Raw genomic sequence first — 13,325 nt, 5'->3', positions numbered from 1 at the left:
GCTTTGAGATCCGATGCTGAAAGCGCCTGCAGCGACTCAGGGTTCAACATCAAGCGGCATGGCCTCGATCACGATGTAAGGCTGATGCAGACGGGACGTGCGGACGGTGCGCAGTCCCGCGGAAGCTAGGAGGGATCGCAGGTGATCGGTGTTGCGCTCCTGCCCGGTGAACGCCGCCATCATGCCCATGTCCATCATGGCAGCTTCGACTGACCCGTCGTCGGTGGTCATATCCACGACGAAGAGACGGGCTCGAGGGCCCATGGAGGTATGGACGTTGGTCAGGATTTGTCTGCACGACTCGTCATCCCAATCATGGAGAATGAACTTCAGGAGATAGATATCCGCGGACGGGATTTCGCGGAAGAAGTCACCAGCGACCCCCGTAATGCGGTCCTGCAGACTACGGCGGCGTGATTCGGATTCGACTCCCGACATCGCCTGGGGCAGATCCAAGACCACACCGCTGAGCTGATTGTGCATCTTCAGCAGGTGGGCAACGAATGCTCCGTCGGCCCCACCGACGTCCACGACGGTCCGAGCCCCGTCAGGCTCGATCGCGAGAACCGCCTCGGCAATCACGGGTGTGGAGATCTCGGTCATCGCGAGACTGAACACCCGCGCTGCTGAGTCGTCCTCGGCGAAGAACTCGAACGGCGAACAGCCGAGAACGTCCTGAGTGTGATCGCGGCCGGCCCGCACGGTGTCTGTCATACGCATACCGGGCATCCAGGACACTTCGCTGCCTGCGGTCTGTGCATAGTGCTTCAACGAAAGAGGTGATTCGCCGTCGAGGACATCGAGCATGGCGGTCCGAGCGAACCGGGAGGTTTCCGGATTGAAGACCACGAAGCCCAATGCGGCCGCCCGCAACAGGCGGTGCGTCATCGACGGGTCGATGTTCATCCTGGAGGCGATATCACTGCTGGACAACGCGTCTGCTCTCAGGTGCTCGGCTACATCCAGCTCGGACAACGCGGGCCACCTGACTTCCTCAATACGCCATGATGATTCGGTATACGGCATCGTGTTCCGCGCGCGTCGCCGCAGTAGACGAGCGCGCGTTACACGGCTTCTCGCTCACCGGAGTCTCCTATTCGTACGGGCGATGCTCGCGTGGCTTCAGGTGGGGTGTCCTCAGTCCGGAATGGTGCCACCACGGCCGCGCCGGCTACGGCAACCCTGCGAATGCGACTGTGTCGGCTCGTCTATCGGTCCGCTCAGCCCTGCGCACGCGGGTGCCGGCACCCCCTCTACGGTGTCTCGATCGCACCTCGTGCATCGCTCATGCCATCGATAGGACCGATCGAGGCTGTTAATGAACACGGCGACTTCGCACCTTAAGCTCAACTAGTACAGCATATTTCGTCCCGACGAACTCACGTCCGTGTTGGACTCGGGACGACCGTGGGAAGGATTCAGGTGGGTGTCTTGATCGTCGAGGAAGCGGCTGGACTGCTCGCCAATCCGCAGTCGTACGTGGACGAGGCCCGTCTCAACGAGGCTTTGGCGTGGCTTCGTGAGTACGCGCCCGTCGTCTGGGTCGACCACGCCCCCTATCGGCCGTTCTGGGCCGTCACCAAACACGCCGACATCTTCGCCATCGAGCGTGACAGCGAGCTGTGGTTGAACGAACCGCACTCGATCATGGCTCCCGCCGAGTCGTGAGGTCGCCGTCGGTCCACGCCGGTACACCAGCCGCCAGGAACCCGTCGACGAACCCCGGAAACATGTCCGACAACAGCCGTGCACCGTGAGCCAGGAGCAGGTGCGGCTGCTCACCGTGGGGAACACCCCTTCGCTTCCCGGCGTCGTCGTCGAATGGTGAGTCGCGCTCCACGACCGTGACCTTGTCGCAGGCTTCCGAAAGCACCGCCGCGGCGCGCGGCGGCTGCTATCTCAGAATGGGCGATATAACCCAATTCGGAGTTAGGATCGCGGATACGGAACCGGCGCGTGTGGAGTTGGAGTCACCGCTGAATCCGGCCACGCTGCGGACGCCGTTTCTTTTCGAGGCCTTGACGGATGCCGATCTCGAAGCAGTGGCGGCTCAGGCTTCGCTGGTGGACTACGGGGTGGGCCGGCTCATCAGCGAGGGCGAGCCCGCGCGCGATTTCTATGTTTAGGTCGAGGGGGAACTCGCCTTGAGCAAGCGATGCGGGACCGAGACGTCCAAACGATGCGGACCGGTCACCGCGGCGCGTATTGCGGCGCGACCGCCTCCTTCATCGACGACCCTCCCGCCAGGTACGGCTTCTCGGTGCGTACGACCAAGCCACCCGCATGGTTCGGATCGCCGCCGACCACTTCGGTGCGTTCGTCCGCGCGCGGTATCCCATGGCCGTGCACCTGTTACAGGGCATGATCGTCGACCACGAGGGCGTTCATCAACTCATTGATCAGCAGCGTCGAATCCAAGCGGCCGGAACACTGACCGCCGGACTGATGCACGGGCTGAACAATCCGGCTGGGGCGATGGTCCGCATCGCAGCGCAACTCCGGACGCGTCTTCACGACGATCACCAGTACCGCACCGACCGTCGGCTTCCGCCGGTCGCTTCGCAGGTGTACGAGGCACTCCGATGCGAGGTCGTCGACTCGGTCGACAACGTACTGAAGTCGCCGCTCTCGGCCTCTCAACGTGTTCGTCTGGAGGAGGACTTCGAACAGTGGCTGACTGTCCATGGCGTCGAGGACACGTGGGCATGGGCGCCGTCCCTTGCGGCCGGTGGCCTCACGCCGGCCGCGCTCCAGATCATGGCCGACGCGCTGACCGGATCGGAAGCCGCGGACCAACTGTCGGCGGTGGTGTCCGCGTTGACCGAACGCATCGACAAACTCCTACTGTTCGGTGACCTGGCCGTGCGAGCACCGAGATCAGCGCGCTGGTCGGATCGGCACAGCAGTACTCCCAGCTCGACGCATCACCGCTCACCGTATGCGATCTGCACGATCTGCTGGATAGCACGCTGACCGTCATGTCCGCCGCCACGGGCGGAAGCATCGTCGTCCGCCGGGATTACGCTGCCGACATTCCACCGATGCTCTGTTACGCCGGCGAACTCAACCAGGCGTGGACCAACCTGGTGGACAACGCCATCGACGCCATCCGGGCCACACCGACGGGTACCGGCGTCATCACGGTGCGCACCGCGCTCGTCGACCCCGCAATCGTCCGCGTGGAGATCGAGGACACCGGGGTGGGTATCGACGCGGCGATTCGGGAACGGGTGTTCCTGCCCTTCTTCACGACCAAGCCGGTCGGTGAGGGGGTCGGCATGGGCCTGGATCTGGCCTGGCGCACGATCGTGGGGTTGCACGGTGGGACGCTCGGTGTCCAGTCGCGGCCCGGCGACACGCGCTTCACCGCCTGCCTTCCGCTGGGCCAGACGGGCTGAACGCGGCAGTCCGGGCCTCAATCGCTCGCGGCGAGCCCGTCTACCACTTCGAGAAGCCGACCGCGGCTGAGACGCCAGGCTTACGTCAGTAATGGACGGTCGTATCGACGTGGGGGACGTGGACGTGAGGTTGGCTGATGTGATTGACCCAGCCGAAGCCGGGCTCGTTGACGGGCAATCTTCTTCATGTCGCTTCCTCGGTCATCATGCTGCGGATGGTCATCTGCTGTTAGTGGGCCGGTAGCCAGCCAATCAAGCTGCGCCACAGAACGAAAGAGAATTCGAGGTGTTCATGGGATCAATAGCTGCAAGTTGAGGGGTCGGCTCACGCCCGCCACGACGAAATGCGGTGATTGATTGAAGGACACCCAACGACGGTATGGGTTGACGTCTGCGCTCACGGAAGTACGTCTTCAACCACTGTCGTTCATTGCGGGGGGCGCATGCTCGTCATCGACGCCAAACGAATCTCGGCGCATCAGAGCCCGGAGGAATGACCGCGAGAACTCCTCCTCATCGAAGCCCGTGGCAGCGCGGATCGTAGGTCCGCTATCGGTATCGAACGTCAGAGGATCGCCGTGGTAGGTGCGAGCCACTTGCACCGCGAAGGATCCAGCCGTGGCCGTGAAGGTTACGGGGCCCTCCACCCATTTCGTCACCAGATTCGGACGGTGGAGGATCACGGCCGCGAGCCCGTCGTGCGCGGCTGAAACGCGACGTCCCCAAAGGTATTGATACGTACCGTTGGAGGCGTCGAGTACCGCGGCGGCGAAGGTGGCCCACGGCCCGGGCTGGCGTCGCAGCCGATCGTAGGCGTCTTCGTCCAGCAGCGCTCTGAGGGTGACGTTCACGCCAACCATGACGACGTTCTCGATGTTCGGAGCGGTGTAGACGTTTTGGGCCGCGATCCGGTCGTGGTTGGAGTTCGAGTCGGTCAGGGTGAGGCCACCGGGTGGGGGATACGGGCCGCCGCCGCCCATGATGACCACCGAACGCAATTTGCAGAGGATCTCGGGGTCGAGTTCGAGGGCGAGTGCGAGGTTGGTCAGTGGTCCGATGGCGAGAAGGTCCACGCGTTGTGGATGGGCGTTGGCGATTCGGACCAGGAAGTCGGCAGCGGACTCCGCCTGGATGTGGGGAATGGACGTGGACAGGCCGCGATCGCCTAGGCCGTCCTCGCCGTGCCAGACGGTGTCGATGACCGCGTCGCCCTGCAGTGGTCCGGCGGCGCCGAGGTAGACGGGCACGTCGGTGCGACCGGCGACCTCCAGCACGGTCGCGGCGTTACGCGCAGCCTGACGCACCGTGGTATTGCCGAACACTGCTGTAACGCCTTTTATTTCGATGTCCGGTTGGGCCAGGAGGTACAGCAGGGCGTGCGCATCGTCCAGTCCCGTGTCGGTGTCCACCACCACCCATCGCGTATCCGCGCCCGGTGCCGGTTCCAGCATGCGACTCCTCAGGTTCACGCCGAGGACGATTGTGCAGGAGATTCCGCGGGGGCGCCCCCGCCCGAGGTATGCAAAACGATGCAAAACCTTTGGTGGACTTTGCATCGGTTGCCCCATTGACACCCCGGAGAGCAGCGGCGCAGCATCAGGAGGCCATTGTTACAAATCGATTTGCATGGGCGGAGCGACGATGCGTACAGGTTGTGTGGTCACCAGCGACGTCGCGGCGGCGGCCGGGGTGAGTCAAGGACGGTCCCGCAGGCTCAGCGTTCGGCGTGCTGTCTCCGGTGAAACGCGGCGGCGCGCACAGAAGGTGCGCGAGCGGCTCACCGACGTGCCTTCACGCCCCGCCTCGCGGCGTCAACTCTGGGAGGACGCCGCCAACGATCGCATGGACTTCTGGGCTAAGCGAGCTCGTGAACTGTTGTGGACCACCGATTTCAGTGAGGTGCTCGACTGGTCGAAGGCGCCGTTCGCCCAATGGTTCGTGGGCGGCACACTCAACGTGACAGTCAACTGCGTGGATCGTCACGTAGCCGCAGGTAAGGGTGGCCGGGTCGCGATCCACTGGGTTGGCGAGCACGGTGATCGTCGTGACATCACCTACGGCCAATTGCTGAGCGAGGTCGGCAAGGCCGCGAATTATCTTGACGGAATCGGGCTTCGGGCGGGAGACCGAGTCGCCATCTGCATGCCGATGATCCCGGAGGCCGTCGTCGCCATGCTCGCCTGCGCCCGACTCGGTCTCGTTCACGTGCTCGTTGATGCCGCCTCATCCGCAGCGACCACGCGACTGTTGTTGGACGACTCACGAGCAAGGCTGGTGATCACCGCAGACGGTCATTTTCGAGGAGGAGTCGCGATGCCGTTGAAAGGAGTCCTCGACGAGGCACTCGCTCATGGCGACGCACCCCGCGCTTCCGTGGAGCGGATCGTCGTGGTCCGTCGCACGGGTGACAGTGTCGAATCGACGTGGGTGGACAACCGCGATGTCTGGTGGCACGACGCCGTGGGGTCGGCCGGAGAACATCACGACCCTGGTTCGTTCGACGCGGAGCATCCGCTGTTCCTGTTCTACCCGTCGTTCGCAGAGGGCAAGCCGCGTGGCATCGTGCACACCTCAGGCGGATACCTCACTCAAGCCCGGTATACCTTCCGTTTCGTCTTCGGCCAAGAGGAGGACGCGGACGTCTTCTGGTGCGACACCGAACTCGCCACGATCGCGGGGCACACCTATCAGGTGTACGGCCCGCTCTCCGCTGGTGCGACATCGGTGATCTACGAGGGCGGCGCGGACCTCCTCGATGAACGTCGACACGTCCGGATCATCGCGGACTACGGCGTGACGACCTACTACGTGGCGCCGAACGCCGTCCGCACATTTGTCGGGTCGGAGCCGAGAGCCATTGCTGCCAGCTCTCTTACCTCCTTGCGTCTGGTCGGCACATTGGGTGAACCTCACAGCGAGCCCGCACGCCGCTGGTGCCGCGACATTCTCGGCGGTGAGCGATGCCCTGTCGCAGTCACCTGGTGGCAGGAGGAAACGGGGACGATAGTCGTCGCCCCGCTGCCGGGTGCGTCCGCATGCTCGGCGGGCTCATCGATGAGCCCGCTGCCCGGCATCAGTGCGCACATCGTCGATGATGAAGCCGACCTGGTCGTACCGGGAGAGAACGGACATCTGGTCATGGACCGGCCGTGGCCGTCCATGGCACGAGGGATCTGGGGCGACGACGACCGATTCATCTACACCTATTGGCGACGGTTCACCGAGCGTTGCTGGTACTACACCGGTGTCGACGCCCACTATGGCGAAGACGATGCCATCCGGCTGCACGACGTTCCCGTTGACGTGGCGTGAGCGCGTGCACGTTGCGAATCAGTGATCTGCCCCGGTGTTTCGTCAATCGTCTGAAGGGCACCATCGGGACAATCGTGGGCGCTGTGGGAATCGGCCCACGTCGGCTCTAGGGGGAGCGCCGCTGGTCAGCTACTGCCTCTCCAACGAAGTCGATCAGTTCGGCCAGATTCTTGGCGGTGTTTCCAGAAGGCGTCATCGCCTTGGCGAGATTCTCCGCTTCGGCTTCGGCACACTTGTCTTCGAACCGCCATCCTTGCTTGGTAAGGGCAACAACGACTTTCCGCCGATCGGCAGGATCCACCTGGCGCAACGCAGCGCCCATGTCGATGAGCTGATCGACGTGTCGTGTCAGAGAACTCGCCGGGACTGCCGACAATTCGGACAAAGTAGTCATGGACATGTACTCGACTTGGCGCAGTGTCCCAATCACTCGCCACTGTTCGAGGCTGATACCAACCTCATTGAGTGTCGGGCGCAGCAAGTCGGTGATGCCCTGCTCGCACCGGGCGAGCATAAGCAGGAAGCTGGTCGATCGTGTCGATGGCACGATTTTCTCTGTACAGGTGGCACGTCATGCTTCATGCAACTGCGCGAACAGATGTAGATGACCGACGAGCACGTGGTGAGTCGATCCGTACGCGCCTTCGCGGGCGTCCGTATCGCCGAGCGGCTCGCCGCGCGTGGCGATCGCGGGCTCGAGCTGTCCTGATACGCGAATAGCCTTCGTCCACCGAACGATCACTGGGCTCGGCGCCGTTGGAAGCCGCGCGGCGCTGCACGCAGGCTCCGCGGATCGGGAGATAGCGGCGAAGCGAAGGTCACGGCCCTTCGCTCGCCTCGATGATGGTTCGGGCCAGACCCTCCGGGTTGGTGTACATGACCTCGTGGCTTCCGGGCATTTCGATGATGCGACGGAACGGCAGTTTACTGGTGAGCCGTGGGTGCCAAGCCCATTCACTGGGGAAGACAACGTCATCCGCGAGGTTGATGTAGCTAATCGGAATGTCGAGTGACGGGAACCGCTTCAGATCGACCGGCTCCGTCATCAGGTCATAGCCCTCGGCGCACAGCTCTTCGTACGTCGAGCGGGCGAGGTCCGGAGCGGCGTCGTTGATGAAGTTGTTGCACCACATGTCAAAGGGGATCGTCACGGTGTGATCGGGCGATTCAGCCGCGAGCTGGTCGAACATCGGCCGGTAGGGGGGCGGTGCCGCGTCGAGTAGGCACTGACCGTCCTCCAGTACGACTCCGGAGACGAAGGTCAGCCACCGGATGCGCTCGGGAATCGCCTCGGCGACCTTGCTGCTGACGACGGCTCCATTGCTGTGGCCTACTAGGACGACGTCGGTGAGTCCTTCCGCCATGACGACGTCTACGACGGATTGCGCGCACTCCGCGTACGTCGTCTGCTTCGGCGCCCCGTCGCCGCGGCCGGGCAGGGTGGGCGCAAACGAATGATGGCCGCGGTCGTGCAGTGCGGCGGAGACACCGTTCCAGGCAGAGCCATCGTGCCAATTGCCGTGAACGAGTATGTATTCGGGCATGGCTGAAGACTAGGTCGAGATCGGTAGTGGTGGAGTTCGCGGTATGAATATCGCCAATCGACGGGAGATCGCGCCGATCACCAGACCGTCACCCCACCGACCGAGACGGCGCATTCGTCGTTCGCACCACCTCCATTCGCAGCGGTTGTTGGGCCACGGCCGGCTCCATCGTCATCCTGGTGCAGCCCAAATGAACCGAAACGCCCGATCCGAGGAGACGCCCCGTGACATCAGCCCCTGCAGCTGAACCCACCGATCTGACGGCAGGCAGCTGGGTGATCGATGCCCTGCATTCGTCGGTCGGCTTCTCCGTCCGCCACCTCATGGTCACCACGGTCCGCGGGCGCTTCGTGGAAATCAACGGTGCGATCGTTATCGCTGAGGATGGCGCGCAGTCTGTCGCCGCCGAGATCGCGATCGATTCCATCGACACCGGCAACGAGACCCGCGACGAGCACCTCAAATCCCCGGACTACTTCGACGCCGCCCAGTTCCCTACCGCGACGTTCGTGTCGACCCGGGTGCGTGCCGACGGCAACGACTGCGTCGTCAGCGGGGACTTCACTTTGCGGGGCGTCACCAAGCTGGTGGATCTGAAGCTCGAGTTCAACGGCACCAACCCCGGCATGGGGCACGGGGAAGTCGCCGGCTTCTCCGCGTCAGCGGTACTGAGCCGCAGAGACTTCGGCGTCGGCACGGATACGCCGCTCGACACCGGCGGTGTGGTCCTGGGGGACAAGGTAACCATCACACTCGACATCGAAGCGCTGAAGCAGCCTTGATCGACAATTGGCCCGCAACCTCGGTCGCGGTTGGGCCAGCACGGTAGAAGGTAATGGCGCTACGACCTCGCAAGGAGGACAGAATGAACTGTGCGAACAGTATTGGGCGTACCCAATCCGTGGGCGTACTTGGCGACACCGATGCCCGAGACGGAACTGGATCGCCGGTGACGACTGTCGCGGAGACTCGGCCAGCGCGTATCGCTGCGGCCTCGATGATCGGCACTACCATCGAGTTCTACGATTTCTACGTCTACGCCACGGCGTCGGTCCTGGTCTTCCCCCAGGTGTTCTTTCCCACCGGCGACTCGACGACGGCGCTGCTGGCGTCGCTGGCCACGTTCGGATTGGCATTCGTGGCGCGACCAGTCGGTTCGGTCGTCTTCGGGCACTTCGGCGACCGGATCGGTCGCAAGTCCACGCTGGTGGCGTCGCTGCTCCTGATGGGTGCGGCCACGTTCGGGATCGGGCTGCTACCGACCTACGCTCAGGTTGGTGTCGTGGCGCCGATCCTGTTGGCGACATTGAGGTTCACCCAGGGTCTGGCGTTGGGCGGCGAATGGAGCGGCGCCGCGCTGCTGGCGATCGAATCCGCACCGCAGCGCCACCGCGGTTGGGCCGCGATGTGGCCACAGCTGGGCGCGCCGGCGGGTTTCCTGCTCGCCAACGGATCGCTCCTTGTCCTGCTCTCGGTGTCGTCCAGCGAGGCGTTGCTCAGCTGGGCCTGGCGCATCCCGTTTCTGCTCAGTGCGGCGATGGTGGCGGTCGGGCTCTACGTTCGGCTGCGCCTGACAGAGACTCCGGTGTTCGCCCGATCCGCCAGCCGTGGCGATGCGGTGCGCACACCGAAGGCGCGGTTGCTGAGCCGGAACGGGTACGAGGTGGTGGTGGGTACGTTCGCCGTCGTGTCCACGTTCACGATCTTCTACGTGGTGACGACGTGGACGCTCAGCTACGGCACCGCCAAGTCCACCCAGCACGGCTTGGGGTTCGGGTTCGTGGACTTCCTTCGGCTGCAGTTGATCGCCGTGCTGTTCTTCGCGGCGGCAGTTCCGTTGGCCGGCAGGCTGATCGATCGCTTCGGCCGCCGCCCGATCCTGTTGTGCACCAGCGTCGCCATCGCCTACGGTACGAGCTTCGGCTTCTTCCTGGACCCCGCGCGATCCTCGTCCACGCTCACCCTGACGTTCCTCATCCTCGGGATGGCACTCGTGGGATTGGCCTACGGGCCGTTGGGCGCGGTTCTCCCCGAGATGTTCCCGACGAACGTCAGGTACACCGGCTCCGGTGTGTCGTTCAATCTCGCCAGCATCCTGGGTGCTGCGGTCGCGCCGTTCATCGCGACGTGGTTGACCGCACACCACGGGTCGGCGAGGTGGGTCTGTACCTGGTGGTCACCGCGGCGGTGACCCTCGTCGCTCAACTGGTGAGGCGTGAGACCACGTCGGTCTCGTTGGATCGGTGACAGTCAGTATCCGGTCGGTCCGTACCGATCTCCGAATCGAGAGGGTTCACACGTGACAACAATCAGGCCGGTCGCCCTCGTCACGGGCGGCGCATCCGGTATCGGCAGTTCGGTCGGCCTAGCGCTGCGTGACGCGGGCTACGAGGTGGTGGGCACTAGCCGCCGCACGTCGGGCATCACACCTCCGCCCGGCGTGACGTTGCTCGATCTCGACGTGGCCGACGACGAATCGGTCGCCGCCGCTGTCGAGCAGGTCATCGGGCGGTTCGGGCGAATCGACGTCTTGGTTAACAACGCCGGCGTGGGCTTCATCGGCGCGGCTGAGGACAGCTCGGTCTCCAACGACCAGGGCGTTTTCGACATCAACGTCTTCGGGCTCATTCGCATGACCAAGGCCGTTCTGCCGCACATGCGATCCCGAGGCCACGGCCGCATCATCAACATCTCCTCGGTCGGCGGTCTGGTGCCCATGCCGTACATGGCGATCTATTCGGCCTCGAAACACGCGGTCGAAGGTTATTCGGAGTCGCTGGATCACGAGGTGCGCGAGCACGGTGTGCGGGTCCTTCTGATTGAGCCCTCGTGGATCAAGACCGGGATCGACGTGAACAGTGTGAAGCCCGACGCGCCGGTGCAGGTCTATGCCGAACGACGCCGGGCGGCCGAGCAGTTGCTCGCGGATTCGGTTGCCAACGGTGAGGATCCCGCGGTGGTCGCCAAAGTGGTCGTGGCGGCCGCAACCGACAAAAACCCCAAGCTGCGCTACGCCGCCGGTGCCCTCGCTCCACGCATCGGCGCCTTTCGCCGCTTCGCGCCTTCCGGGGTGTTCGACAGGCAGCTCCGCAAGATGAGCAAGCTCACGAGCTAGTCGGCCGCTCGCCACCGAGATAGCGCACACCATCAATCTCCACCTCGTCGAGACAACCGAAACCGCTACACCCCCGACGGTGGTGGCGCCGGTCTGCGAACTGCGCCTGACCTATCCGCGCTGGGGCGCCCAACGCATCGCCCACGAGCTGGCACTGCGCGGGGTGGACGCGCCGCCCTCGCGGTCGAGTGTGTACCGGATGCTGGTACGGCACGGCCTTGTCGCCGCCCAGCAGCAGAACCACAAACGCAGTGCCGGCGCTGGAAGCTCGACGCCCCGATGCAGCTTTGGTAGATCGTCATCACGGGCGGGGTCTTGCTGGTCGACGGCCGTGAGTGCATGGTGATCGCCGGCATCGACGGGTACGCCCGATTCGTCGAGATGTCCACCGTCGCTGAGCCTGGGCTCGCGCGGTGATCGAAATCTCGCGCACCGTGTCACGCGACGGCTGCACCGACTCGCCGCAGACAGGGTACTGCTGGAGTCGGCCTCAATCGGTGACGGTGCGGGCCCTACAATCCGCTTCCCGGATTCAGAATCCCGGCTGGGTCAAGCGCCTGCTTGATACGACGGTTGAGGGCAAGGGCGTCATCGCCGATGTTCGCACCCAGCCACGGCCTTTTGAGACGCCCGACCCCGTGCTCGCCGGTGATGGTTCCGCCCAGTCCGATCGCCAGGGTCATGATCTCACCGTAGGCGGCCTGCGCACGCCTACCCTGGTCGGCATCCATGGGATCGAAGACTATGAGCGGATGAGTGTTCCCGTCGCCAGCATGCGCGATCACCGCGATCTCGACATCGTTAGCGCGCGATATGTCAGCGATCCCCCGGACGAGGCCACCCAGGTGCGGAACCGGGACGCCGACATCTTCAAGGAGAAGGGTTCCTCGGCGTTCGACCGCTGGAATCGCCATCCGCCTTGCCGCCACGAACGCTTCACCGGTTTCGGCGTCGGGAGCCACCAGAACTTCGGCCGCATTGTTCGCCTCGCACAGCGACTCGATGCGGATGATCTCGGCTGCCGCGGTGGAATCGGCTTCGTCGGATTGGGCCACCAACAGCGCCTCCGCCGAACGATCGAGACCCATTTTGGTGACGTCCTCGACCGCGTTGATCGACACGTTGTCCATGAACTCGAGCATCGACGGGCGCATCGACTGTGTGACCTCGAGGACCGCGCGGGTGGCGTCGTCGAGGGATGCGAATGTAGCAACCAGGGTGGTGGGTGTCCGCGGAGCGGGCAGAAGCCGCAGGATCACTTCGGTGACAATGCCCAGGGTGCCTTCTGATCCGACAAATAGCTTCAGAAGAGGCAGGCCTGCAACATCTTTGATTCGTTTTCCACCCAGTTTGACTGCTGATCCGTCGGCCAGCACCACCGTCATGCCGAGCACGTAATCAGTGGTTACTCCGTACTTGACACAGCACAGCCCGCCAGCGTTGGTCGCGACATTTCCGCCGATGGAGCAGATCTCGTACGACGATGGGTCCGGCGGGTACCACAACCCGTGGGCAGCTACGGCGCGCTTGACTTCGGCGTTGAGCAAGCCGGGCTCTACGACTGCTGTTCGCGTGAGAGGGTCGATCTCAATCGAACGCATCCGCTCGGTACATATGACGATGCAGTCGGTTACAGCGGACGCTCCGCCGGACAATCCTGTGCCGGCGCCGCGTGGCACCACAGCGATTCCACGGGCCGCCGCGAATGAGACCGCCGCCTGCACGTCAGCAGTGCACGTCGCGCGTACGACGGCCATCGGAACACCGGCGTTGGGGTCGAGCGCGCGATCCCAACGGTACTTGTCCGTCCGAGCGGGATCGGTGATCAGGCAGCCCTCGGGAAGCACCGACTCCAGCGGGGTCAGGTCCAGTGAGGTCGAGGAAACGTCCATAACCAGCTTTCATATTTGGAATAGGGATTCCAAATGTCCAGGTTGGATCGTTAGGTGTCAAGCG

General features: G+C 63.9%; 12 protein-coding genes and 2 pseudogenes. 9 read left to right on the top strand and 5 right to left on the bottom strand.

Translation table 11 applies throughout. The annotated features are described in order from the left end of the window. Positions 1–36 precede the first annotated feature (36 nt). Positions 37–975 carry a methyltransferase gene (locus tag G6N61_RS00480; protein WP_163916183.1) on the bottom strand — a complete coding sequence of 313 codons (939 nt, stop codon included), beginning with the start codon at positions 973–975 and terminating at the stop codon, positions 37–39. 447 nt (positions 976–1,422) lie between these two features. On the opposite strand from G6N61_RS00480, the gene G6N61_RS00475 reads away from it, so the two are divergent. The 4 genes from G6N61_RS00475 (at position 1,423) to G6N61_RS00460 (ending at position 3,398) form a co-directional block, all read left to right on the top strand. Beyond that, positions 1,423–1,668, top strand: a complete 246-nt coding sequence (locus G6N61_RS00475) for a hypothetical protein (protein WP_163916181.1) — start codon at positions 1,423–1,425, stop codon at positions 1,666–1,668. A gap of 176 nt (positions 1,669–1,844) precedes the next feature. Next, positions 1,845–2,126: a hypothetical protein gene (locus tag G6N61_RS00470; RefSeq protein ID WP_163916180.1), complete on the top strand. Its 282-nt coding sequence runs from the start codon at positions 1,845–1,847 to the stop codon at positions 2,124–2,126. Positions 2,127–2,283: 157 nt separating this feature from the next. Continuing rightward, positions 2,284–2,973, top strand: coding sequence for a hypothetical protein (locus G6N61_RS00465; RefSeq protein ID WP_163916178.1), 690 nt, complete (start codon positions 2,284–2,286; stop codon positions 2,971–2,973). 5 nt (positions 2,974–2,978) lie between these two features. Then, positions 2,979–3,398, top strand: coding sequence for a sensor histidine kinase (locus tag G6N61_RS00460; protein WP_163916176.1), 420 nt, complete (start codon positions 2,979–2,981; stop codon positions 3,396–3,398). A 413-nt stretch (positions 3,399–3,811) separates the two neighbouring features. Here G6N61_RS00460 and G6N61_RS00455 read toward each other — a convergent pair whose 3' ends face one another. After that, positions 3,812–4,966 (bottom strand): nucleoside hydrolase, encoded by a 1,155-nt coding sequence (locus G6N61_RS00455; protein WP_163916174.1) that lies wholly within the window; start codon positions 4,964–4,966, stop codon positions 3,812–3,814. 196 nt (positions 4,967–5,162) lie between these two features. Between G6N61_RS00455 and G6N61_RS00450 the strand changes: the two genes are divergently transcribed. Further along, positions 5,163–6,710, top strand: coding sequence for an AMP-binding protein (locus G6N61_RS00450; RefSeq protein WP_163916172.1), 1,548 nt, complete (start codon positions 5,163–5,165; stop codon positions 6,708–6,710). Positions 6,711–6,816: 106 nt separating this feature from the next. Here G6N61_RS00450 and G6N61_RS00445 read toward each other — a convergent pair whose 3' ends face one another. Both G6N61_RS00445 and G6N61_RS00440 read right to left on the bottom strand, forming a co-directional pair. Continuing rightward, positions 6,817–7,257: a MarR family winged helix-turn-helix transcriptional regulator gene (locus tag G6N61_RS00445; RefSeq protein ID WP_163916170.1), complete on the bottom strand. Its 441-nt coding sequence runs from the start codon at positions 7,255–7,257 to the stop codon at positions 6,817–6,819. Between the two features lie 271 nt (positions 7,258–7,528). After that, positions 7,529–8,254: an alpha/beta fold hydrolase gene (locus G6N61_RS00440; protein WP_163916168.1), complete on the bottom strand. Its 726-nt coding sequence runs from the start codon at positions 8,252–8,254 to the stop codon at positions 7,529–7,531. Between the two features lie 275 nt (positions 8,255–8,529). Between G6N61_RS00440 and G6N61_RS00435 the strand changes: the two genes are divergently transcribed. The 4 genes and pseudogenes from G6N61_RS00435 to G6N61_RS00420 all read left to right on the top strand — a co-directional run. Continuing rightward, positions 8,530–9,036: a YceI family protein gene (locus tag G6N61_RS00435; RefSeq protein WP_235887121.1), complete on the top strand. Its 507-nt coding sequence runs from the start codon at positions 8,530–8,532 to the stop codon at positions 9,034–9,036. An 83-nt stretch (positions 9,037–9,119) separates the two neighbouring features. After that, positions 9,120–10,501: pseudogene (locus G6N61_RS00430) on the top strand (MFS transporter). Between the two features lie 52 nt (positions 10,502–10,553). Further along, positions 10,554–11,369 carry an oxidoreductase gene (locus G6N61_RS00425; protein WP_163916164.1) on the top strand — a complete coding sequence of 272 codons (816 nt, stop codon included), beginning with the start codon at positions 10,554–10,556 and terminating at the stop codon, positions 11,367–11,369. 73 nt (positions 11,370–11,442) lie between these two features. Next, a pseudogene (locus G6N61_RS00420) lies at positions 11,443–11,774 on the top strand (IS481-like element ISMva2 family transposase); the annotation flags it as partial. A 107-nt stretch (positions 11,775–11,881) separates the two neighbouring features. Here G6N61_RS00420 and G6N61_RS00415 read toward each other — a convergent pair. Continuing rightward, positions 11,882–13,261: an FAD-binding oxidoreductase gene (locus tag G6N61_RS00415; RefSeq protein WP_163916162.1), complete on the bottom strand. Its 1,380-nt coding sequence runs from the start codon at positions 13,259–13,261 to the stop codon at positions 11,882–11,884. Positions 13,262–13,325: the final 64 nt, after the last annotated feature.

Origin of the sequence: Mycolicibacterium arabiense, assembly GCF_010731815.2 — a bacterium.
Classification (GTDB): Bacteria; Actinomycetota; Actinomycetes; order Mycobacteriales; family Mycobacteriaceae; genus Mycobacterium; species Mycobacterium arabiense.
Note: the sequence above shows the minus strand (reverse complement) of the source record. Positions and strands in the feature narration are given on the sequence as shown.